The 22227-nt window shown below is 69.1% G+C and carries 24 protein-coding genes; 2 read left to right on the top strand and 22 right to left on the bottom strand.

All coding sequences use genetic code 11. The features are described from left to right. Positions 1 to 78 precede the first annotated feature (78 nt). The 21 genes from ACTHJF_RS12110 to ACTHJF_RS12210 all read right to left on the bottom strand — a co-directional run bounded on the left by ACTHJF_RS12110 (position 79) and on the right by ACTHJF_RS12210 (position 18475). Positions 79 to 720: a protein phosphatase CheZ gene (locus tag ACTHJF_RS12110; RefSeq protein ID WP_440267330.1), complete on the bottom strand. Its 642-nt coding sequence runs from the start codon at positions 718 to 720 to the stop codon at positions 79 to 81. Then, the gene (locus tag ACTHJF_RS12115) at positions 717 to 1124 is read right to left on the bottom strand and encodes a chemotaxis response regulator CheY (RefSeq protein ID WP_431634044.1); all 408 of its coding nucleotides are present in this window, start codon (positions 1122 to 1124) and stop codon (positions 717 to 719) included. Before ACTHJF_RS12115 ends, ACTHJF_RS12110 begins: the two co-directional genes overlap by 4 nt. A 68-nt stretch (positions 1125 to 1192) precedes the next feature. Beyond that, entirely contained in the window at positions 1193 to 1927 is a 735-nt protein-coding gene (locus ACTHJF_RS12120) for an RNA polymerase sigma factor FliA (RefSeq protein ID WP_440267331.1), read from the bottom strand. A gap of 1 nt (position 1928) precedes the next feature. Further along, complete coding sequence (locus tag ACTHJF_RS12125; RefSeq protein ID WP_440267352.1) at positions 1929 to 2798, bottom strand: MinD/ParA family protein; 870 nt, start codon at positions 2796 to 2798, stop codon at positions 1929 to 1931. A 107-nt stretch (positions 2799 to 2905) separates the two neighbouring features. Then, positions 2906 to 4468 (bottom strand): flagellar biosynthesis protein FlhF, encoded by a 1563-nt coding sequence (flhF, locus tag ACTHJF_RS12130; RefSeq protein ID WP_440267332.1) that lies wholly within the window; start codon positions 4466 to 4468, stop codon positions 2906 to 2908. Further along, positions 4465 to 4644 carry a hypothetical protein gene (locus ACTHJF_RS12135; RefSeq protein WP_440267333.1) on the bottom strand — a complete coding sequence of 60 codons (180 nt, stop codon included), beginning with the start codon at positions 4642 to 4644 and terminating at the stop codon, positions 4465 to 4467. The genes flhF and ACTHJF_RS12135 overlap by 4 nt, the downstream gene beginning before the upstream one ends. A 15-nt stretch (positions 4645 to 4659) precedes the next feature. Then, positions 4660 to 6750 (bottom strand): flagellar biosynthesis protein FlhA, encoded by a 2091-nt coding sequence (gene flhA, locus ACTHJF_RS12140; RefSeq protein WP_440262675.1) that lies wholly within the window; start codon positions 6748 to 6750, stop codon positions 4660 to 4662. A gap of 42 nt (positions 6751 to 6792) precedes the next feature. Then, complete coding sequence (gene flhB / locus ACTHJF_RS12145) at positions 6793 to 7935, bottom strand: flagellar biosynthesis protein FlhB (protein ID WP_440267334.1); 1143 nt, start codon at positions 7933 to 7935, stop codon at positions 6793 to 6795. Then, positions 7932 to 8714, bottom strand: coding sequence for a flagellar biosynthetic protein FliR (gene fliR, locus ACTHJF_RS12150; RefSeq protein WP_440267335.1), 783 nt, complete (start codon positions 8712 to 8714; stop codon positions 7932 to 7934). Before fliR ends, flhB begins: the two co-directional genes overlap by 4 nt. Then, complete coding sequence (fliQ, locus tag ACTHJF_RS12155) at positions 8711 to 8980, bottom strand: flagellar biosynthesis protein FliQ (RefSeq protein ID WP_404630625.1); 270 nt, start codon at positions 8978 to 8980, stop codon at positions 8711 to 8713. The genes fliR and fliQ overlap by 4 nt, the downstream gene beginning before the upstream one ends. 139 nt (positions 8981 to 9119) lie before the next feature. Further along, the gene (gene fliP / locus ACTHJF_RS12160; protein ID WP_440267353.1) at positions 9120 to 9824 is read right to left on the bottom strand and encodes a flagellar type III secretion system pore protein FliP; all 705 of its coding nucleotides are present in this window, start codon (positions 9822 to 9824) and stop codon (positions 9120 to 9122) included. A gap of 119 nt (positions 9825 to 9943) precedes the next feature. Next, entirely contained in the window at positions 9944 to 10327 is a 384-nt protein-coding gene (gene fliO, locus ACTHJF_RS12165; RefSeq protein WP_440267354.1) for a flagellar biosynthetic protein FliO, read from the bottom strand. Positions 10328 to 10341: 14 nt separating this feature from the next. Beyond that, positions 10342 to 10671 carry a flagellar motor switch protein FliN gene (gene fliN, locus ACTHJF_RS12170; RefSeq protein WP_431634051.1) on the bottom strand — a complete coding sequence of 110 codons (330 nt, stop codon included), beginning with the start codon at positions 10669 to 10671 and terminating at the stop codon, positions 10342 to 10344. Beyond that, complete coding sequence (gene fliM, locus ACTHJF_RS12175; RefSeq protein WP_440255379.1) at positions 10668 to 11684, bottom strand: flagellar motor switch protein FliM; 1017 nt, start codon at positions 11682 to 11684, stop codon at positions 10668 to 10670. The genes fliN and fliM overlap by 4 nt, the downstream gene beginning before the upstream one ends. 16 nt (positions 11685 to 11700) lie before the next feature. Continuing rightward, on the bottom strand, positions 11701 to 12195 hold the full coding sequence (locus ACTHJF_RS12180) for a flagellar basal body-associated FliL family protein (protein WP_440267336.1): 495 nt from the start codon (positions 12193 to 12195) through the stop codon (positions 11701 to 11703). A 380-nt stretch (positions 12196 to 12575) separates the two neighbouring features. After that, the gene (queA, locus tag ACTHJF_RS12185) at positions 12576 to 13607 is read right to left on the bottom strand and encodes a tRNA preQ1(34) S-adenosylmethionine ribosyltransferase-isomerase QueA (RefSeq protein ID WP_440267337.1); all 1032 of its coding nucleotides are present in this window, start codon (positions 13605 to 13607) and stop codon (positions 12576 to 12578) included. Positions 13608 to 13743: 136 nt separating this feature from the next. Continuing rightward, a complete protein-coding gene (locus tag ACTHJF_RS12190) occupies positions 13744 to 14346 on the bottom strand; it encodes a response regulator transcription factor (protein ID WP_440267338.1) in 603 nt (200 codons plus the stop codon). After that, positions 14343 to 15536, bottom strand: coding sequence for a sensor histidine kinase (locus ACTHJF_RS12195; protein WP_440267339.1), 1194 nt, complete (start codon positions 15534 to 15536; stop codon positions 14343 to 14345). The genes ACTHJF_RS12190 and ACTHJF_RS12195 overlap by 4 nt, the downstream gene beginning before the upstream one ends. Then, the gene (locus ACTHJF_RS12200) at positions 15533 to 16747 is read right to left on the bottom strand and encodes a sensor histidine kinase (protein ID WP_440267340.1); all 1215 of its coding nucleotides are present in this window, start codon (positions 16745 to 16747) and stop codon (positions 15533 to 15535) included. Before ACTHJF_RS12200 ends, ACTHJF_RS12195 begins: the two co-directional genes overlap by 4 nt. Positions 16748 to 16787: 40 nt before the next feature. Continuing rightward, positions 16788 to 17558 (bottom strand): ABC transporter permease, encoded by a 771-nt coding sequence (locus tag ACTHJF_RS12205; RefSeq protein ID WP_440267341.1) that lies wholly within the window; start codon positions 17556 to 17558, stop codon positions 16788 to 16790. Continuing rightward, positions 17558 to 18475 (bottom strand): ATP-binding cassette domain-containing protein, encoded by a 918-nt coding sequence (locus tag ACTHJF_RS12210; RefSeq protein ID WP_440267342.1) that lies wholly within the window; start codon positions 18473 to 18475, stop codon positions 17558 to 17560. The genes ACTHJF_RS12205 and ACTHJF_RS12210 overlap by 1 nt, the downstream gene beginning before the upstream one ends. A 294-nt stretch (positions 18476 to 18769) precedes the next feature. Between ACTHJF_RS12210 and ACTHJF_RS12215 the strand changes: the two genes are divergently transcribed. Further along, positions 18770 to 20266 (top strand): aminotransferase class III-fold pyridoxal phosphate-dependent enzyme, encoded by a 1497-nt coding sequence (locus tag ACTHJF_RS12215; protein ID WP_440267343.1) that lies wholly within the window; start codon positions 18770 to 18772, stop codon positions 20264 to 20266. Positions 20267 to 20323: 57 nt separating this feature from the next. Here ACTHJF_RS12215 and ACTHJF_RS12220 read toward each other — a convergent pair whose 3' ends face one another. Beyond that, the gene (locus ACTHJF_RS12220; protein ID WP_440267344.1) at positions 20324 to 21649 is read right to left on the bottom strand and encodes an MFS transporter; all 1326 of its coding nucleotides are present in this window, start codon (positions 21647 to 21649) and stop codon (positions 20324 to 20326) included. Positions 21650 to 21818: 169 nt separating this feature from the next. On the opposite strand from ACTHJF_RS12220, the gene ACTHJF_RS12225 reads away from it, so the two are divergent. Next, positions 21819 to 22127, top strand: a complete 309-nt coding sequence (locus tag ACTHJF_RS12225; protein ID WP_440267345.1) for a PsiF family protein — start codon at positions 21819 to 21821, stop codon at positions 22125 to 22127. Positions 22128 to 22227: the final 100 nt, after the last annotated feature.

Below are 22227 nucleotides of genomic sequence, written 5' to 3' on the forward strand. Positions count from 1 at the left end.
GCGACAGCACGCCCGCCGCATGCGGGCGGGCGTGAGGGAGGCAAGGCAGCGGCAGCGCGATCGCCGTCATGCGCGGGCTCAGAATCCGAACTCGCTCAGCAGGCGGTCGGCCTCGTCCTGGCTGTTGATCTTCTCCACCGCCTCGACCGGCTCGCGGCCGGACAGCGCGCCGGTGAGGCGCACCAGCTCGAGCATGGAGGACTCCACCGAGCCGATGAACGCCACCACCTTCTTGATGCGCTGGCCGGACAGGTCCTGCCAGGACTGCGCCATCACCATGTCGTTGAGACCGTCGTTGCAGCTTTGCGCGAAGGCGCTGGCCTGGTTCGCCAGCGCGGTCACGGCGTCGCCTTCAGCGGGCTTGGCAGCGAGGATCGCCGCCGCGTTGTGTGCCAGCGCCTCGGCCTCGGGGCGGGTGCGCTCGGCGAAATCCAGCGTGCGGTGGGCCGCCTGCGAGCTCATCTCCAGCACGTCCTGCAGATGCTTGCGCGCGTCGGTGACGCTGTCCGGATAACCCTCCTGCACCAGCTCGCCGCCGAGGCGGCGTACGGCGTCGTGCAGGTCGCGGGCCAGCACGCCGAGCGCGCGGAACAGCTTCTGCTCGCGCTCGCGCACGATGGAGTCGAGCGCCTGCTCGAAGGCCGGGCCGTCGGGGCTGTTGAGCAGCTCGTGCAGCTCGTTGGGCAGCGCCTCGGCGCTGAGGGAAAGTTGGGCGCTCATGCGGAAGCTCCTGCCGCGGCGAGCCGCTCGAAGATCTTGGTCAGTTTTTCTTGCAGCGTGGCAGCGGTGAACGGCTTGACGATGTAGCCGTTCACGCCGGCCTGAGCCGCGGCGATGATCTGGTCACGGTTGTTTTCGGCGGTGACCATCAGCACCGGCAGGCCCTTCAGCGAAGCCTCGGCGCGGATCGCGCGCAGCAGGTCGATGCCGGTCATGTTGGGCATGTTCCAGTCGGTCACGACCATGTCGAACGGCTGGCTCTTGAGCATCACCATCGCGTTCTCGCCGTCGTCGGCCTCCTGGATCAGCGGGCCGGAGAAACCGAGCTCCACGAGCAGGTTCCGCACGATGCGGCGCATGGTGGAAAAGTCGTCCACCACCAGGATCTTCATGTTCTTGTTCAAGCCCGTCTCCACTTGCACGGTGGGTTGCCGTGCGCCAGCCCGTAGGTAAGTTGTGTTGCCTGCGCTGCTCAGTCGTCGTCGCGCCAGCCGGTCATGCGCGCGCGCAACCGGATGATCGCCTGCCCATGGATCTGGCAGACCCGCGACTCGGTGACACCGAGCACCGCGCCAATCTCTTTGAGGTTCAGTTCCTGCTCGTAGTACAGCGACATCACCAGTTGTTCGCGCTCCGGCAGCGTGGTGATCGCATCGATCAGCGCCTGGCGCATGCCCACCTGCTCGATGTCCTCGGCGGGGGTGAGGCTGCTGGCGTCGGCCACGTCCATCGCCGGGCTGCCGTCGCCGTCGTCCGGCGCCGTGAGGCTCAGCAATCGGGAACTGGCCGCATCGGCCAGCACCTGGTGGTATTCGTCGGCACTCAGTCCCAGCCGTTTCATCACCTCCGCATCGTCGGCGTCCGCGCCGGTTTCGATCTCGATCTGGCGCACCACTTCGGCCACCTCACGCGCCTTGCGATGCACCGAGCGCGGCGTCCAGTCGGTGCGCCGAAGCTCATCGAGCATGGCGCCACGTATGCGGATACCCGCATACGTCTCGAAGCTGGCCGAGCGATCGGTGGCGTAGTTACGCGCCGCCTCCAGCAGGCCGATCATGCCGGACTGGATCAGATCGCCCACGTCGACGCTGGGCGGCAAGCGCCCCATCAGGTGATAGGCGATGCGCCGGACCAGCGGCGCATGCGTCTTCACCAGTTCGTCGGCGCTTTGCCGTTGAAGTTGCAGGTATTCCGTTGCCACGCTCATCTCACCACCCCGTCGCCGGTGCAGCCTGACCACTGAAAAATGCGATGCGGTCGAGACCCGGGCGATCGGGTTCTGCCCATGTATCGGCCGCACCTGCCAATTGCTTGAATGCCTGCGCCGAACGACTGCCCGGCGCCACGTCCACCACCGCGTTCTGGCGGCGGATGGCCTGGCGCAGGCGCTCGTCCTGCGGCACCCAGCCCATGAAATCGAGCATCACGTCGAGGAAGCGGTCGGTGACCCGCGCCAGCTTCTGGTGCAGCGCCTTGGCCTCGCCGAGGTTGCGCACCATGTTCGCCACCATGTGCAGGCGCTTCACGCCGAAGTCGCGGCTGAGCACCTTGGCCATGGCGTAGGCGTCGGTGATGGAGGCCGGCTCGTCGCACACCACCAGCACCACGTCGTCGGCCGCGGCTGCGAACATCGCCACCGAGTCGGTGATGCCGGCGGCGGTATCCACCAGCAGAAAGTCCGGCACGGTAGGCAGCTCGTCGAAGGCCCGGATCACCGCGGCCTGCTCGCCTGAGCCCAACTGGGCCAGCCGACGCGCACCGGAGCCGGCGGGAATCACCTTCAGCCCGTGCGGCGCCTCCAGCACCAGGTCGGACAGGCCGCACAGCCCGTCGAGCATGTGGCCCAGGTGGCGCGAGGGCGCCAGGCCGAGCAGCACGTCGACGTTGGCCAGGCCCATGTCGGCGTCCAGCAGCATCGTCTCGCGGCCCATCATGGCCAGCGTCATGCCCAGGTTCACCGCCACGGTGGTCTTGCCCACCCCGCCCTTGCCGCCGCACACCGCAATGGTGCGGCAGCGCTGGCGCGTGCTGCGCCGATCGAGGTTGGCCGCCTGCGTGGGCGCGCGGGGCGCAGCCATGTCGGTGATCGACGAAACCATCTGCTTGAGTCCCCAGGCCTGATTCTTGATGAAGGCGCGCTCATCCAGCGTGCCGGTGGAAAACGTTGCGGGCGAGGCGACGGCGCTCATGCGCTGGCCACCGCGAAGCCGAAGCGGTCGGCCAGCGCGCTGTCGTCCAGCGCGGGGGCCGTGGCGGCGGAGGTCTTGAGCGCATGCGCGGCGCGCAACACCAGTACGCGGGCGTCGGCCACGGCGAGGTCTTCGGGCACGCGCTGGCCGTCGGTGGTGTAGTCCAGCGGCAGCTTGTGGCGGATCAGCACCGACAGCGCGCCGCCCAGGCTGGGCGCCTCGTCGAGCTTGGTGAACACCACGCTCGCCGGCTCCAGCGGCATATAGGCGCGCACCGCCTCTTCCAGCGACTGCGCCTGCGCGTTGGCGGCCAGCACCAGCGAGATGCGCAGCGCGATGCCGTCGCTGTGGGCAACTTCGTTGAGCACGTCCATCTGCTGCTCCAGCCGCGGATCGGTGCCGGACACGCCAGCGGTATCGATCAGCACGGTGTGCTTGCCCTTGAGCATCTCCAGCACCTGGCGCAGGCTCGCCGCGTCGTCGGCCGGGTACACGCGCACGCCGAGCAAGCGGCCGTAGTGCTCCAGCTGCGCGGCGGCGCCGATGCGGTAGTTGTCGGTGGACACCAGCGCCACGTTGGCGGCGCCGTGGCGCACCACGGCGCGGGCGGCGAGTTTGGCGATCGTCGTGGTCTTGCCCACGCCGGTGGGGCCGACCAGGGCGATCATGCCGCCGTCGCTGTCGCCGCGGCCGCTGATGGCCACATTGCGGCTGAGCAGGCCCAGCGGCAGGTAGCGTGCCTGCTCGGCGCTGATCTGCTCGGGCAGGTCGTCGGCGAGCTGGCGGGCGACGTCGGCGTCGATGCCCAGCCGGGTGAATTCGCGCAGCACGCGGGCGCGCAGCGGGTGGCGGCGCTCCATGTCGTTCCAGGCCAGGCTGGACAGCTGCATCTCCAGCATCTCGCGCAGACTGCCGAGCTCGGCACGCATGCGCGCGGTGTCCTGCATGGCGCGCTCCACCGCCGGATGCATCGGCACGGGTTCTTCGGCGGCGCTGGCCACGGGGGCGAGCCGCGCGGTGGGTGCCGGCGCGGCGTTGGCCTGGGCCGGAGCGACCGACGCGGTGGGAGCGGCCGGACGCGGCGCGTGGTGAATGGCGGCAGCGGCGGGCGGCGCGACGCGCGGCGCCACCGGCGGTTCGACGTGCGCCTCCGGGGCAGCGTGTGCGATCGGCGCACGCGGCGCCGGGGCCGGACGCGTGGCCACGGGCCGTTCGACAGGCGCAGCGACAGCGGGCGCAGCCACAGCCGGCGTCTCGGGTACCGACGGCGCGATCGGTGCGCTGGCCTGGCGGCGCCACAGGCGCGGCGACGGCGCGCCGTCGGCCACCGGCGTCGGTGCCTTGACGGCCGGCGTCGGCGCTTCGTCACTGCCGGGGACCGGCGTGCCGTGGCGCGCGGCCTCGCGCACCAGCGCCTCGTCGTAGTCGAGTGCGGCGATGATCTCGATGCCCTCGGGCAGACGGCGGGTGGAGAGGATCACCGCATCCGGGCCCTGCTCCTCGCGCACAAGTTTCATGGCCTGACGCATGTCCGATGCGACGAAACGTTTGATCTTCATGCGTGCTTGCTCCGCAGCGAATGGCGGGAAACCGGGGATGAGGCGCGCGGTGCGGTGCGGCGGACGGCCTCGGCGGCGAACACCACGATGCCGGCGGGATGCCGCGCCACGCGGTGCCAGCTCAGCGCCGGTGGCGTGGCCGCGGTATGGCTCGACTCTCGCTTCTCAGTTCTCATCGCTCGTTCCTCGCTTCAGCGTCCCAGCGCCTGCACCAGCCGCACCCGGCGGTTGTCAGGCACCTCGTTGTAAGCGAGTACGTGCAGGTTCTGTGCCACGTGGCGGGTGAAGCGCGCGAGCCAGGTGCGCAACTGCGGCGCCACCAGCAATACCGCCGGTTCGCCACTCATTTCCTGCTTCTGCGCGGCCTCGGCCACGCCCTGCTGCAGGCGGTCGGCCAGGCCCGGTTCCACCGCTGCGCCGGTGCCGCCGCTGCCGGTGAGCGAGTTCATCAGGATCTGCTCCAGCTCCGGCGCCAGCGTGATGACGGGCACCTCGGTGCCCAGCCCGATGATCTCCTGCACGATCTGCCGGCCCAGCGTGACGCGCACGGCGGCGGTGAGCACGCCGGGATCCTGACTCTGGCTGGCGTGCTCCGCCAACGATTCGACGATGGAGCGCATGTTGCGGATCGGCACCCGCTCGGCCAGCAGGTTCTGCAGCACCTTGACCACGGTGCCCAGCGCCAGGCGCTTGGGCACCAGATCCTCAACCAGCTTGGGCGCGCTCTGTGCCAGACGGTCCAGCAGCTGCTGCACGTCCTGGTGGCTGAGCAGCTCGTGCGCATGGCTGCCCAGGATGTGCGACAGGTGCGTGGCGATCACCGTGGCCGGGTCGACCACGGTGTAGCCCAGCGACTGCGCGTTGTCGCGCTGGCCCTGCTCGATCCACACCGCTTCCAGCCCGAACGCCGGATCGCGCGTAGGAATGCCCGGCACCGGGCCGTGCACGTGGCCGGGGTTGATCGCCAGCAGGCGATCGGTATGCACCTCGGCCTCGCCCATCGGTACGCCCATCAGGGTGATGCGGTAGGTGTTGGGGCCCAGATCCAGGTTGTCGCGGATGTGCACCGCCGGCACCAGGAAGCCCAGTTCCTGCGACAGCTTGCGGCGCACCGACTTGATCCGCCCCATCAGCTCGCCGCCCTGGTGGGTGTCCACCAGCGGAATCAGCCGGTAGCCCACTTCCAGCCCCAGCGGATCGACGCTGGCCACGTCTTCCCAGCCCAGCTCAAGGCGTTCGGCGGGCGCGGCCGGCGGCGGCACCTCGGCGGCCTTCTGCGCCACCCGTGCGGCGGCATCGCGCTCGCGCTTGATCATCAGCCAGGCGGCGCCGCCGCAGGTGGAACCAAGCAGCAGGAAGGCGATGTTCGGCATGCCCGGGATCAAGCCCATCACGCCCAGCACCGCACCGGCCACGGCCAGCGCGCGCGGCTGGCCGAAGATCTGCGACACCAGCTGCTTGCCCATGTCCTGCGCCTTGGACACGCGGGTGACGATCACTGCCGCGGCGATGGACAGCATCAGCGAGGGCACCTGCGCCACCAGGCCGTCGCCGATGGTGAGCAGGGTGTAGGTCTTGGCGGCCTCCGATGCCGACAGGCCGTGCTGCAGCACACCGACGAAGAAGCCGCCGACGATATTGATGATGAGGATCAGGATGCCGGCCGTCGCGTCGCCGCGGACGAACTTCGACGCACCGTCCATCGAGCCGTAGAAGTCCGCCTCCTCGCGCACTTCCTGGCGGCGCTCGCGCGCCTGCTCCTGGGTCAGCAGGCCGGCGTTGAGGTCGGCGTCGATCGCCATCTGCTTGCCGGGCATCGCGTCCAGCGTGAAGCGCGCGGTCACTTCCGACACGCGCGTGGCGCCCTTGGTGACCACCACGAAGTTGATGATGGTGAGGATGGCGAACACCACCAGGCCGACGGCGAAATTGCCGCCGATGACGAACTCGCCGAACGCCTCGATTACCTTGCCGGCCGCTCCCGGGCCGTCGTGACCGTGCAGCAGCACCACGCGGGTGGAGGCGATGTTGAGCGCCAGGCGCAGCAGGGTGGCCATCAGCACCACGGTGGGAAACGCGGCGAACTCCAGCGGCCGCATCACGTAGATCACCGCCAGCAGGATCACCAGCGACAGCGCGATGTTGAAGCTGAAGAGCATGTCCAGCAGGAACGGCGGCAGCGGCAGCATCACCATCGCCAGCGCGGCCAGCAGCACCACCGGCGCGCCGATGCCGCGTCGACCGATCTGCTTGAGGTTGTCCAGTGCTCCGACGGCGGCCATGGCTTGTATCCCTTGGATGGCGCGGCGCCGTGGCCGGCACCGCTACAACTTGTACGGACCCATCAGGTCCGGATCGATTTCCGGCTGCGGCGGGGGCGACGGCGGCGTGTCGCCGCGGGCACCGGCCTGCTTGAGCTGGAACACGTAGGCCAGGATCTGCGCCACCGCGACATACAGCGACGCGGGGATTTCCCGACCCAGCTCGGTGGTTGCATACAAGGCGCGTGCCAACGGCGGCGACTCGACCAGCGGAATGTGATGGCCGGCCGCCACGGCGCGGATCTGCTGGGCCATCACGTCCACGCCCTTGGCGATCACCCGGGGCGCGCCGAAGCGGTTTTCGTCGTACTTCAGCGCCACCGCAAAGTGGGTGGGGTTGGTCACCACCACGTCGGCGGTGGGCAGGTCCTGCATCATCCGGCGGCGCGCCATCTGGTGCTGCACCTGGCGGATGCGGCCCTTGAGCTCGGGGTTGCCCTCGGTTTCCTTGGACTCGTCCTTGAGCTCCTGCTTGGTCATGCGCTGTTTCTTGTTGTGATCGAACTTCTGGTACAGCGCGTCCACCCCGCCGATCAGACCCAGCATGACGCCAAAGGTGAGCGCGGCGCGGCCGAGCAGGCTGATCGAATCGGCGATGCCGAACGCGACGGATCCGCGACCGGTCGTCAATAATTCGCCTTGCCAGTGACGTAAAAGCAGCACCAGCGCAAAACCGATCAGCACCAGTTTGAGCAGCGCCTTGCCCAGCTCCACCAGGCCGCGCATGGCGAAGATCTTGCCCAGCCCGGCGATCGGATCGAGCCGCTCGAACTTCGGCTGCAGCGCCTGCGCGCTGAAATTGAGCCCACCCAGCAGGATCGGCGCGGCCAACGTGGCCAGCACGGTGGCGATCGCCACTGGTGCGAACAGCGCCAGCGCCTCGCTCACTGCCATGTGCAGCACGCGACCGGGCAGCGCTTCGGAGAACAGCGCCTCGCGGGTGTAACCCAGGCCCAGGCCGTAGATCGTGCGCATGTGCCCCATCGCCGCCGGTGCACTGGACATCAGCGCCGCGACGCCGGCCAACACTACCAACGCGCCGGAGAGGTCACGCGATCGCGGGACGTCGCCTTTCTCGCGCGCTTCCTTGAGGCGTTTTTCGGAAGGTTGTTCGGTGCGGTCTTCGGCGCTGCTCTCCTCACTCACGGCGCGCCTCCTGTGCCGGCAAGCTCATGCATCAGCGACCAGGCGCTGTCGGTGAGCGATTGGAACGCCCCGGGCAGGCTGCGCAGCGACAGCCACAGCACCACGATGCCCAGGGTGACGGTGATCGGAAAGCCGACCGCGAACAGGTTCATCGACGGCGCAGCGCGGCTGATCGCGGCGAAGCCGATGTTGACCACCAGCAGCGAGGTGACCGCCGGCAGCGCCACGCGCACGGCGCCGGCGAACAGCTGCGCGCCGAACATCACCACCGCATGCATGCCGTTGGGACCGATCACGCCGCTGCCCGGCGGCAGCGTGCGAAAACTCTCGGCCAGCAACGCCACCAGTTGCAGGTGACCGTTCATCGCCAGAAAGATCAGCGTCACCAGCACCATGTAGAGCTGGCTCAGCACCGGCGTGCTGCCGCCGCCCTCGGGGTTCACTACCTCGGAAAAACCCAGGCTCATGCTCTGCGACACCATCTGGCCGCCGAACGCCACCGCCTCGAACACCAACTTGAGCACGAAGCCGATCGCCGCGCCGATCAGCACCTGGCCGACCATGGTGGCCACACCCTGCGCGCTCATCGGATCGACCGTGGCCGGCGACAGCGGCGCCAGCACGAAGGTGAGCAGCATGACGATCGCCACGCGGATGCGCGCCGGGATGGTGGTGTTGCCGAACACCGGCGCCACCATCACCAGGCCGCCCACACGGCCCATCGCCCACAGCAGCGAACCCACCCAGGCCTGCAGCTGGGCCAGGTCCACCTCGGTCACTTGATCGCCCCCGGCAAGCCGGTGATCAGGTCGTGCGTGAAGCGCACCAGCGTGCGCAGCATCCATGGGCCCGTGATCAGCGCCACTGCGGCCATCGCGATCAACTTGGGGATGAAGCTGAGCGTCATTTCATTGATCTGCGTGGCCGCCTGGATCACGCCGATCAGCAGGCCCACCGCCAACGCGGTGAGCAGCAGGGGCGCTGCGACCAGCATGGCGATGTACAGCGCGTGCTGGCCGAATTCGATGACGGATTCGGGGGTCATGGCAGCCTCGCTCGCTCTCCCCGGGCCACGCAGGGGGAGAGGGTTGGGGAGAGGGTGAGGCCGTTGGGGACCGCGTCGCACGACAGCGAGAGCGTCGCCCGCGAGCGGGCTCCTACCGGGCATCGATGGGGGGCGGGGGTCATGTGTAGAAGCTCCCGGCCAGGGTGCCGATCAGCAGTGTCCAGCCGTCGACCAGCACGAACAGCATGATCTTGAACGGCAGCGAGATGATCATTGGCGAGACCATCATCATGCCCATCGACATCAGCACGCTGGCCACCACCAGGTCGATGATCAGGAACGGGATGAACAGCAGGAAGCCCATCTGGAACGCGGTCTTCAGCTCGCTGGTGACGAACGCCGGCATCGCCACGCGCAGCGGCACGTCGGCCTTGCTGGCGTAGGGCTGCTCGTTGGCCAGATGGGTGAACATCTGCAGGTCCGCATCGCGGGTCTGGTCGAGCATGAAGCGCTTGAACGGCGCGGTGGCCGCGGGCAGCGCCTGCTCGGCGGTGAGCGTGCCGTCCATGTACGGCTTCACGCCGTCGGTGTAGGCGTGGTTGAGCACCGGCGACATCACGAACAAGGTGAGGAACAGCGCCAGACCCAGCAGCACCTGGTTGGGCGGCGTGGACTGCGTACCCAGCGCCTGGCGCAGGAAACCGAGCACGATGATGATGCGGGTGAACGAGGTCATCATCAGCAACACTGCCGGCAGCAGCGTGAGCACGGTCATCAGTGCCAGCACCTGCAGCGACAGCGTCCAGCTCTGGCCGCCGCCCGGCGCGCTCTTCACGGTGAGCACGGGGATGCCGGCGCCGGAGCTGGGCAGCGAGGCGGGCATGCTCAGCGCAGGCGCGGTCGCCGGCGCATTGGCCGACTGCGGCGCCGCGGCAGCCATCAGCGGCAGCAGTGCGCACACCAGCGCCAGCGCGAGGCGCACGGCGAAACGGGACGGCCGCGTCATGGCGTGCGCTTCCAGCGGGCCAGCAGCTCGGCGAAGCCGGGCGCGGGCGCAGCCGGCGGAGCGGCCTCGTCGCTTGTCGCCACCTCGCCATCGAACACGTGCAGCGTGCGCAGGCCGCCCTGCCCCGCGCCCACCAGCAGACGCTTGCCGTTCGCTTCCAGCAGCAGCACGCGGTCGCGTGCGCCCACGGCGAGCGTCTCCACGCAGCGGATGCGGCGACCGCCCGGCGTGGTGCGCGCCTGCAGGCGCTTGCTGAGCCAGCCGGCGGCGAAGATCAGCGCGATGATGCCGGCCAGGCTCAGCACCACGCGCAGCAGTTCGGCGCCGACGTTGATCTCGGGCGCGGCGGCCTGAGCGGCGGGTGCGAGCAAGGCGAGCATCATGGTCGACGGGCTCAGCGCAGCTTGCGCACGCGCTCGGCGGGGCTGATCACGTCGGTCAGGCGGATGCCGAACTTTTCGTTGATCACCACCACCTCGCCGTGGGCGACCAAGGTGCCGTTGACGAACACGTCCAGCGGTTCGCCGGCGGCGCGATCGAGCTCCACCACCGAGCCCTGGTTGAGCTGCAGCAGATTGCGGATGCTGATACGGGTGCGGCCGACCTCCATCGCCAGCGTGACCGGCACGTCCAGGATCATGTCCAGGTTGACGTCCTTGCCGTCGAGGTTGTCCAGCAGGGCACGCTCGGCGGTGGCCTGCGCGGCTTCAGGTGTGCTGCTCATGACGGGATCTGCTCCATGGAAAAGTCGCTGTGCAGGCGCACCTCGCGGCGGCCCGCCTGGGCTTGGAATCGCACGGCCTTGTGGCCGTTGGCCTGGCCGTAGCGGCCGCGGAAAATCGGCACGTCTTCGGCGAATACGGTGGTGAACTCGGGCAGCTGCACCGGGATCACGTCGCCGGGTCGCAACTGCAGGAAGTCGCCGATGCTGATCTCGGTTTCCAGCAGCAGGGTGCTGAGTTCCACGTCGGCGTCGAGGATCTCTTCGTGCAGGGTCTCGCTCCAGCGATCGTCGCGGTCGACGCGGTCGCTCTGCACGCCCGCGTCGAGCAGGGTGCGGATCGGCTCGACCATGGCGTACGGCAAGGTGAGGTGGATCTCGCCGCCACCGCCGTCCAGCTCAACGTGAAAGCGCGACACCACCACCGTCTCGGTGGGGCTGACGATGTTGGCGAACTGCGGATTGATTTCCGAGTTGAGGTATTCGAACTCCAGCGGCAGCACCGGCGCCCACGCCTCGACCATGGCGGCGAACAGCTCCACCAGCATGATCTGGATGACGCGGTTCTCGGTGGCGGTGAAGTCGCGCCCCTCGATGCGTGCGTGGTAACGGCCGTCGCCGCCGAAGAAGTTGTCGATCACGGTGAACACCAGGCGCGGCTCCATCACCACCAGGGCGGTGCCGCGCAGTGGCTTGATGCGCACCAGGTTGAGGTTGCTGGGCACCGCCAGGCCGTGCACGTACTCGGCGAACTTGACCATGCGCACGCCCAGCACCGACACCTCGCAGGTCTTGCGCAGCACGCTGAAAACACCGGTGCGGAAGTAACGCGCGAAGCGGTCGTTGACCATCTCCAGCGTCGGCAGGCGGCCGCGCACGATGCGGTCCTGCTGGGTGAAGTCGTATTGGATGACGGCATTGGGATCGAGCGGCTCGTCGCCGCCGGTCTCCACAGCGCCGCCTTCGACGCCGTCCAGCAGCGCGTCGATTTCGTCCTGGGAAAGCAGGTCGCTCATCGCGGTTCTCCGCTCGTCACTGCATCACGAAGCTGGTGAAGTACAGCGCGTCGATGCCGGGCTTGCCGGTGCGTGCGCTGATGATCTTCTGCACCGCCGCCAGTGCCTGCGCCTGCAGCTTCTGCTTGCCGGCGGCGTCGATCAGGTTTTCGTAGTTCTGCCCGCTGAAGAGCATCAGCAGCTCGTTGCGGATGACCGGCTGGGCTTCCTTGGCGGCGTCGAGCTCGCTCTGGTCATGGCTCATCAGGCTCACGCCCACCTGCAGGTAGCGCACGGCCTGGTCGTCGCGGAAATTCACCACGAAGGCCGGATCGAGCGGCAGGTAGAGCTCGGGTTTCTTCTCCGGCGCCGCTTCGGCGGCCTTGTCGGCCCCTGCATGACGCCCGCCCAGGGCGAGATAGGCACCGGCGCCGCCGCCCAACAGCAGCAGCACGGCGATGATCGCGATCAGCCGACCACGCTTGGGCTTGGGCGGGACGATCTCGATCGAATCCTGTTCGACGTTTTCCATGGAACCCTCAAATCAGTGTGCAGGCGTGACCTGTCCCCGCCATCGCGGGTTGGACTGAGGGGTCGATAGCAAGCGCCATGCCACGGCAGGCAAAGCGCGCCGCCATGCGGTACGGGGCGGATGCCGCCACGCCCAGGCGGCAGTTTCTTGACGCGCGTCGGAATCGCCACGCGTCGATTTCGCGGCAGGGGCAAGCACCCGGCGACGGGCAGCCGCAGACCACCGGAGCGAGTGGCGGGGGCGCAGGGGACTTACGGCCCCGCTCTCGATCACGATGTGCGCTCCCAACCTAGGACCTGTAGGATTCCACCCTGTGGACGACCTCAAGGGACCCGCAAGGCGGTCGCGCACCGGGTGCGCTCCTACGGGCGTCGGGCCGATCAGGGCGCTGGCGGCAGGATCAGCATCGCGTCGCCGTAGGAGAAGAACCGGTAGCGCTGCGCCACCGCGTGGCGATAGGCCTCGAGCATGAACTCGCGCCCGGCCAGCGCCGACACCAGCATCAGCAGCGTGGACTGCGGCAGGTGAAAGTTGGTGATCAGCCCGTCGATGCTGGAGAAGCGGTAGCCGGGGAAGATGAAGATCTGCGTCTCGCCGGCGAACGGGCGCAGCACGCCGTCGACGGTGGCACTCTCCAACGCGCGCACCACGGTGGTACCCACCGCGATCACCCGGCCACCGGCGGCGCGGGTGTGGCGGATCTGTTCCACCAGGCGCGCGCCCACGTTGAGCCACTCGCGGTGCATGTGATGGTCGGCGATGTTGTCCGCGCGCACCGGCTGGAAGGTGCCGGCCCCCACGTGGAGGGTGACGTAGCCGAACTGCACGCCCATCGCGCGCAGGCGTTCGAGCAGCGGCTCGTCGAAATGCAGGCCGGCGGTAGGCGCGGCCACCGCGCCCGGCTCGCGCGCGTAGACGGTTTGGTAGCGCTCCAGGTCGCTGGCGTCCGCACCGCGCTCGATGTAGGGCGGCAGCGGCATCTCGCCGAGTTTCAGCAGCAGCTTCTCCAGCGGCTCGGGCGACTCGAAGCGCAGGCGGAAGAAGCCTTCGTCCCGCCCCAGCACTGTCGCATGGCTGCCATCGGCCAGCTCGATCCGGCCGCCCTCCTTCGGCTTCTTGCTCACGCCCAGCTGCACCACCGCCTCATGCGCACCGGTGACCCGCTCGATCAGGATCTCCACCGCGCCGCCGGTGTCCTTGCGCCCGTACAGCCGCGCCGGCAGCACGCGGGTGTCGTTGAACACCAGCAGATCGCCAGGGCGCAGGAAGTCGGGCAACTCGCGGAACATGCGATCGTCGAGCGTGCAGGCGGCGGCATCCAGATGCAGCAGCCGGCTGGCTGAACGCTCCGGCAGCGGCGCCTGGGCGATCAGCTCGGACGGGAGGTCGAAGTCGAAATCGGTCTTCTTCACGGGCGGCGACTGGCTACGGGGGATCGGCAATTATCGCCGATTTGGGCCGCAGGCCTTGCCCGGCGCGGCGCGGCGCTGCGGCGTCATCGCGCGCACCGCTCTCTCGCAAAGCGGGCGCGCGATCGCCGGAAGGGCTCTACAGCCAGCCCTTCTGCCGCGCCAGTCGATAGGCCTCGATGCGGTTGGCCACGCCGAGTTTGCCGATCGCCTCGGACAGGTAGTTGCGCACGGTGCCGTGCGACAGGCTGAGCTGGGTGGCGATGTCGCTGGCGCTCTGGCCTTCGCCGGCCAGACGCAGCACCTGGCGCTCGCGGTCGTTGAGCGGATCGGCTTCGGACCATGCGTCCAGCGCCAGTTGCGGGTCGATCGAGCGGCCGCCGCGGTGAACCATGCGCAGCGCTTCGGCGAGGTTCTCCGCCGGCGCATCCTTGAGCAGATAGCCGGACACGCCGGCCTCCAATGCGCGGCGCAGGAAGCCGGGACGCGCGAAGGTGGTGACGATGATCACCTTGATCGGCAGCTCCTGGCGTTGGATGCGCTGGGCCAGTTCCAACCCGGTGAGGCCGGGCATCTCGATGTCGGTGACCAGCACGTCGGGCTTCAGGCGCTGGATCTCGCGCCAGGCCGCCTCGCCGTCGGCGGCACTGCCGAGCACTTCGATGTCGCTTTCCAGGTTTAGCAACGCGGACAGCGCGCCGCGCACCATCGCCTGGTCTTCGGCCAGCAGCACGCGGATCATGCGGCACTCCCGACGGCATGCAGCGGTGCGGCGGCAGCCGCGGCCACCGGCACGCGCAGTTCCAGCACGGTGCCTTTGCGCGGCGGCGAGTCGATCGTCAGCGTGCCGCCCAAGGCGCGCACGCGTTCGCGCATGCCGCTGACGCCGTTGCCGTGCGCGGCCAGTCCGCCGCATCCGTTGTCGCTGATCCGCATTCTGAGTTCGCCCTGCGCGTTGGAAATGTCGATGCGCGCCTCGGTGGCGCGCGCATGCCGATGAATATTGGTGACCGCCTCGCGCAACACCAGCGCCAGCGGGGCCTCGATGGCGTGCGGAAGATCCAGCGATTCGCAGCCGTCGCAGGCGAACACGATGCCGGAGGCCTCCAGCATCAGCCGCGCCGAGAGCAGTTCGGCGGCAAGGTCGCTGCGGCGCATGCCGGTGACTGCCGCGCGCACTTCGCCCAATGCGTGGCGCGCCACGCGCTCCACCTCTTCCATTTCGCGCTGGGCCAGGCCCGGATCGCGCAAGGCCAGCTTGCGCGCCAGCTCGGACTTGAGCGCTACCAGCGACAGCGTGTGGCCGAGCAGATCGTGCAGGTCGCGGCCGATGCGCTCGCGCTCGGCCAACGTGGCGAGCCTGCGCACCTCTTCCTGCGACAGCCGCAGCTCGGCGTCGCGACGCACGCCACGCATGTAGATGAGGTTGCTGAAGCCGCCGAACAGCGCGGTCAGCGGCACCACCAGCAGCAGGCTCTTGGGCGCATGTATGGCCATCACCACCGGCACCGAGAGCACCCAGGCCACGGCCACGGTGCGCAGCCACACCCGCCAGGACGGGTGCAGCGCCAGGTTGATGCTGGCGATCATCAGATAGATGAAGGCGGCGCTGTTGAGCGGCCACAGCAGCAGGCCGATGACGATCAGCCCGGCGGCGTTCGCTACCATCTGCCGCACCGGCATGATGTACATGCGGATGTAGAAGAACAGGTAGAGCACCAGCGACAGCAGGGTCGGCCCCATCCAGTGCCAGCTGAAGCCCTTCTGCAGCGGCAGCATGATCACCGCGATGAACGAGAACAGCTGCAACCCGGCCTGCCAGCGCAGGTAGGTGGGCGAGCGCAGCTGGCCGAGCAGCGACTCCGGGTGCGGCCGGAACAGCGCGTGGAAGCGCGCCTCCAGGCGGCCCTGCCGGCGGCCGGCGCTGCTCACGCGGCGCTCCGATCGACGTCGTCGCGCGGCGCATCCGCCCGCATGCTTTCGCGCAGGGCCGCGTGCGTTACCAACATCGCCGGGGGAACCGGCACGCGCACGCGCAGGCAGGTGCCGCGCCCGGCCGGCGACTCGATCTGCAGCACGCCGCCGATGCCACGCACGCGCTCGCGCATACCGGCCAGGCCGTTACCTTCGAGCACCAGGCCACCGCGACCGTTGTCACCGATCTGCAGCAACACCTCGGCGCCCTCGGGGGAGAGCGCGATCTTCACCTCGGTGGCACGGGCGTGGCGCACGATGTTGGTGGAGGCCTCGCGGATCACCAGCGCCAAGCCGCGCTCGATGTGCTCGGGCAAGTGCAGCACGGGCAGCTGGTAGTCCAGGTGCACGCCCGAGGCGCCGAGCAACAGACGGGCCGAAGCGAGCTCCGCGGCCAGATCGGTGGCGCGGATGCCGGTGACCGCCGCACGCACCTCGGCCAGCGCATGGCGCGCCACGCTTTCGGCCTCGCTCATCTCGCGCCGGGCCGCCTCGCTGTCGCGGTCGAACAGCTTGCGCGACAGCTCCAGTTTCAGCGTGATCAGCGAGAGCGTGTGGCCGAGCAGGTCGTGCAGGTCGCGCCCGATCCGCTCGCGTTCAGCGGTGGCGGCCAGCCGGCGCACTTCGTCGTGCGACAGGCGCAGCTCGGCGTCCTTTTCTTCGCTGGTGCGTTCGGCATTGACGATCACGCCGATGATGAAGGTGACGATGGGGATCGAAAACGTGGCCTGCCACGGGTAGTGCAGCAGCCAGGCCTCGCTGAGCAGGGCGATATTGAGACCCAACAGGGTCAGCAGGTAACCGCGCATGGTCATGGAGCACACGCGCAGCATCACGCAGCCGAACACGAAATAGGTCAGGCCGCTGGGGTACCACGGCAGCAGGCTCATGCACAGCACCACCATGCCCACGGCATAGATCGGCGATGCGCGCCGCGAGGCCAGGCAAGACATGGCGTACAGCCACAGGAACAGCGGATAGGACGCCAGCGTCAGCGTGATCCAGCGCAGGTTCCAGGAGTCGCGGTCGAACACCGGCGTGATGAACAGCCAGGCCGTCCACAGCAGGTGCACCGCATCCACCCACGGCGACTTGCCCTTGGCCACGCTGCGCGCCACCAGCGAGTCGGGTGCCGGGCGCATCCACGCAGGCAGGCTCAGAAGGCGCATGGTTCGATCCCCGTGACGCGGCAGGCAGTCGGCGAAGGCATCAGCCTAACCGCCGCAGCCGCCGCGTCGCCAGCGCCAGAAACACCACCGCATACCCGGCCAGCGCCAGCACGTGGACCAGCAACGGGCCTGAGCCCATGCCCACCGCCGCCAGCGTGAGCTGGTTGAGGTGGTAGCTGGGCCACAGCGGCGCCAGCGACTGCAGGAACTTCGGCAGCATCGACAGCGGCAGCCACAGGCCGGGCAGGAACGCCATCGGCAGATAGACCAGGTTGAGCAGGCCCGGCGCGCCCTGCCCCTTGATCAAGGTGCCGACGAACATGCCCAGCGCGCAGAACGGCAGCACGCCGAACGCACCGGCCGCCAGCATGGCGAGAAGGCGCAATGGTGCCAGCGTCACGCCGCCCAGCGTGAGGCCGAGCGTGAGCAGCAGCACTACCACCAGGCTGGCCACGATCATCGCCATCACCATCTTGCCCAACAGATAGGCGCCCGGCGGCATCGGCAGAGCCCGCTTGAGGGTGAGCAGGCCACCATCGCGCTCGATCGCCAGCGATGCGCCGAAGCCGAACAGGCCCGGCCCGATCACCCCGAACGTGGTGTAGCTGGCCAGCAGATAGCGCGAGGCGTCGCTGCCGGCGTGGTTCAGCAGCACGCCGAACATCAGGTAGAACACGGTGGAGAACAGCGTCACCGGCAGGATGAACGAGGGCGCGCGCAGGTAGCGCAGGCACTCGCTGCGAGCTTCTTCGAGATAGGCGCCGAGCACGCGGCGCGGCGGCATCGGCAGGACGGCGGCAACGGTGTTCATCAGGCGGCTTCCTGGGTGGCGATGTCGGGGCGGGTCAGTGCGCTGAACGCCTCGGCCAGGCCGGCGCGGCGTACCTCCAGTTCAGACAGGGCGCTGTCCGCGTCCAGCAGGCGGCGCACCACCGGCTCGGCGGCGGCGGTAGTGACGATCAGCCGACCGCCCTCCCGCGACGCCCCGGCCACGCCGCTCCAGCGGGCGATGGCCATCTCGTCCAGGTCGCTGATGCAGCGGATGCGGGTGAGCGCGACGCTGGCGCGCAGGTCGTCGACGCTGCCCTCGGTGAGCACGCGGCCGCGATCGATCACCACCACGCGCTGGGCCAGCGCCTCGGCCTCTTCCAGGTAATGCGTGGTGAGCACCACGGCGCATCCCTGCGCCACCACCGTGCGCATCGTGGCCCATAGCCGTTCGCGCGCGTCGATGTCCATGCCGACAGTGGGCTCGTCCAAAAACAGCAGTTCCGGCCGTCCGCACAGCGCCAGGGCGAACTGCACGCGGCGCTGCTGCCCTCCGGAGAGCTTGCCGTAGGGGCGCTTGAGCAGGTCGGTCACGTCCGCCAGGGCGGCGCTTTCGTCCAGCGCGCGCGGCTCGGGGTAATAGCTGGCGGTGAGCCGCAGCAGCTCGGCCACGGTGAGCGTGGCCGGCAGCACCGCCGACTGCAGCATCACGCCGATGCGCCGGCGCGCCTCCACCCGCTGCGGGTCGGCGCCGAACAGCATGGCCTGGCCGGCCTGCGGCCGTACCAGGCCGAGCAAGGCGGCCACGCTGGTGCTCTTGCCGGCACCGTTGGGGCCGAGCAGGGCCAGCAGCTCGCCGGGGCGCACGGCCAGGTCGAGCCGGTCCAGCGCGGTGACTGCACCGTAGCGCAGGGTGACGCCGGCGAGCGCGGCGACGGGCGGGGTATCCAGGGTGTTCATGCAGGTCTCCTCGGCATGGCGCAACCTTAGGCCGCACAAGGGTTTGCGACCACTCGCGGGCATCACGCATCGCGCCTGACAGGCGTCATGCGGGGTACCGGCCAAGGCGCCCTCGCGGTATCCTCGGCGGATGCCTGAAGCCCGCCAGCCCTTATGCGGCGGTGCATCAGACGGCCCGAAGGGCCTGCGGGAAAGCGCTCCGGATGCGGTGCGGCGTTCCCGCCCCACATCACGAATCCGCCGGCCTGCTTTGCGTTCGGAGCGAGGCGCCGGCGGAAGTTGAGGAGGAGCGTTATGCACGTCATTGAACAGCTGCGCGAACTGCGCGAATTCGGCGGCAAGCCGCGGACCACCGGCCTGGACGACGCCAGCATCGAGCGCATGGCTGCGCTGGATCCGATGCTGGGACAGGCGGTGACCGAGGCGGTGGCGCGCCATCGCGAGCTGCGCGCGGACCTGGCCGACTTCCTGAAGCTCGACGAGGCCGAGCAGCTGGCCCGCGCGCAGGCCGGCTACGTCAACTTCTATCCGGATGACGCGATCAACCCGTACCTGCCGGCCGCCGCGCGCGGTCCGTGGGTGGTCACGCTGAAGGGAGCGGTGGTCCACGACAACGGCGGCTACGGCATGCTCGGCTTCGGCCACAACGACCCGGTCGTGCTGGAAGCGATGAGCCGTCCGCAGGTGATGGCCAACGTGATGACCCCGAGCGTGGCGCAGTTGCGCATGAACGAGGCGCTGCGCAGCGAGATCGGTCACCGCCGTGGCGGCTTCCCATTCGCCCGCTTCCTGTGCCTGAACTCCGGCTCCGAGGCCGTCGGCCTGGCCTGCCGCATTGCCGACGTCAACGCCAAGACGATGACCGACGCGGGCGGACGCCACGAGGGCCGCACGATCAAGCGACTGGCAGTGAAGGGAGCCTTCCACGGCCGCACCGACAAGCCGGCGCTGTACTCGGACTCCTCGCGCAAGACCTACAGCCAGTACCTGGCCAGCTACCGCCACGAAGAGAGCCTCATCACCGTCGCGCCGTATGACGTCGAGCAGCTCAAGGCCGCCTTCGCCGACGCCGACAAGCACGGCTGGTTCATCGAGGCGATGTTCCTGGAGCCGGTGATGGGCGAAGGCGACCCTGGCCGCGCGGTGACGCCGGAGTTCTACGCCGCCGCGCGCGAGCTGACCAAGGCGCACGGCACGCTGCTGCTGGTCGATTCGATTCAGGCCGGCCTGCGTGCGCACGGCGTGCTGTCGATCGTCGACTACCCCGGCTTCGAGAAGCTCGAGGCGCCGGACATGGAGACCTACTCCAAGGCGCTCAACGCCGGCCAGTACCCGATGTCGGTGCTGGTGGTGAACGAGCGCACGGCCGGCATGTACCGCAAGGGCATCTACGGCAACACCATGACCGCCAACCCGCGCGCGCTCGACGTGGCCTGCGCCACGCTGGGCCAGCTCAGCGATGCGGTGCGCGAGAACATCCGCGCGCGCGGCCAGGAGTTCGTCGCCAAGCTCAACGCGCTGAAGGACGAGCTCGGCGGCCTGATCACCAAGGTGCAGGGCACCGGCTTGCTGTTCTCCTGCGAGCTGGCCCCGCAGTTCAAGTGCTACGGCGACAACTCCACCGAGGAGTATATGCGCGAGCACGGCATCGGCGTGATCCACGGCGGCGCCAACTCGCTGCGCTTCACGCCGCACTTCAACTGCACCAGCGCTGAGGTGGACCTGGTGATCGCGCACGTGAAGCACGCGCTGCTGCACGGCCCCAAGCGCGCGCAGGCCGAGGCCGCGTAAGCCGCTTTTGCGCAAGGCGGAACACAAAGGGCGCGCCTTCACCGGCGCGCCCTTTGTTTATTCCGGAGCGGTCAACGGCGCGCGGCCGGGCCGCCGCTGCGCCAGTCGCACCGGCGCCGACTCCGGCAACAGGCTTACCGCCAGCAGGCCTACCAGCACGGCGCCGATCATGTACCAGGCCGGCGCCAGCGGGTTGCCGGTAAGACGCGTCAGCCATGCCACCGCGAACTGGGTGGAGCCGCCGAACACCGAAATGGCCAGCGCATAGACCATGGCCAGCGCGCCGGAGCGTACGTGCGCCGGCAGCGACTCGGTCACCGCCACCAGCACGGTGCCGGTGGACAGCGTGGAGGCGGCGGCCAGCACGGCGGTCATCAGGTACAGCACCGTGGCGCTGCGCTCGCGCTCGAGCAGCCAGAACGCCGGCAGGATCGCCACCAGCAGTACCAGCCAGGGCACCAGCATCACCGGCTTGCGGCCGATGCGATCGGACAGCCAGCCACTGAGCGGGTCGCACACCAGGCCGCACAGGCCGATCAACGCCGTGGCACCGAGCGCCACGCGCTCGGGCAGACCGAGCGTGGTGTTGGCGTAGGTGGTCATGTACTCGAGCGCGTAGGCACTGGTGGTCGCCGCGGCGAGCATCGCCAGGCCGAGCAGGGCCACCCGCAGGTGACCCGAGTCGCCGGTGCGCGGCGGCAGCGCCAACGCTGGCTCGAAGGTCTCCACCAGGGTGCGGCGCAACACCAGCCCAAACGGCACGATCACGGCGCCCAAGCCCAGCGCCACGCGCCAGCCCCACGCCTCCAGCTCGGCCGGGCTGAGCACGTGTGCCAGGCCCACGCCGACCAGTCCGGCCGTCAGCACCGCGGCATCCGCCCCCATCGCCTGCATGGAGATGTACAGGCCACGGCGATGCACGGGTGCGGCTTCCATCAGGAACGCGGTGCTCGGCCCCACTTCGCCGCCCAGGGCGAAGCCCTGCAGTAGGCGAAACAACACCACCAACACCGGCGCGGCCACGCCGATCGAGGCGTAAGACGGCACCAGCGGAAGGCCGATCACCGCCACACCGATCAGCGCGAACGACAACAGCATGGCCGGCTTGCGGCCACGTCGGTCGCCCATGCGGCCGATCGCCCAGGCGCCCAGCGGACGGGTCAGGAAACCGGCGCCGAAGGTGGCCAGCGAAGCCAGCAGGCTGGCGCCCGGCTCGTCGGAAGGAAAATAGGTGCGTCCGATCTGCACCGCGAAGAACGCGTAAGTGACGAAGTCGTAGAACTCGATGGCGTTACCGACCGCCACGGCGGCGACCTGACGCTTGCGCAAGGGCTGAACGCGGGCAAGCGGGCTGTGGGTCGCGTCGACCGCATCCTCGATCATGCACTTCCCCCTAGGCCGCTCGACGGCCGGTGCCGGTCTAGCATCGGCGATGTGCGCGCCGCTGGCAACGCAGTCCGATGCCGCTGCGGAGGCGGCCGCAAGAAATTACAACGCGTCCGCGCCAGACTGCGCTGCCGGCGCCCGCCGGTGACTTCGGGAGGATCACGCCATGTCGCATTCGTTCCGTGTGTTGTTCGTCGCCAGCCTCACCCTCGCCGCCACCGCCGCGTTCGCAGCACCCGCCAACAAGCCGCTCAGCACCTCGCAACAGCGGATGTCCGACTGCAGCAAGCAGGCCAGCGGCAAGAAGGGCGACGAGCGCAAGGCCTTCATGAGCACCTGCCTGAAGGGTTCGGCCGCCGCACCGGCGAAGATGACCCCGCAGGAGAAGATGAAGAAATGCAACGCCGAGGCCGGCAAGCAGTCGCTCAAGGGTGATGCGCGCAAGGCTTTCATGAGCACCTGCCTCAAGGGCTGATCGCCCGGCCCATGCCCACCGGCGCGACGCGGATGCGCGCGCCGGTGTCCTGCCGATAAGCTTGGTGGTCCCCGCGACGCTGCGATGTCGCTTCTAACCA

The sequence above is a fragment of the Dyella sp. genome (genome assembly GCF_051962475.1).
Lineage (GTDB): Bacteria > Pseudomonadota > Gammaproteobacteria > Xanthomonadales > Rhodanobacteraceae > Dyella_A.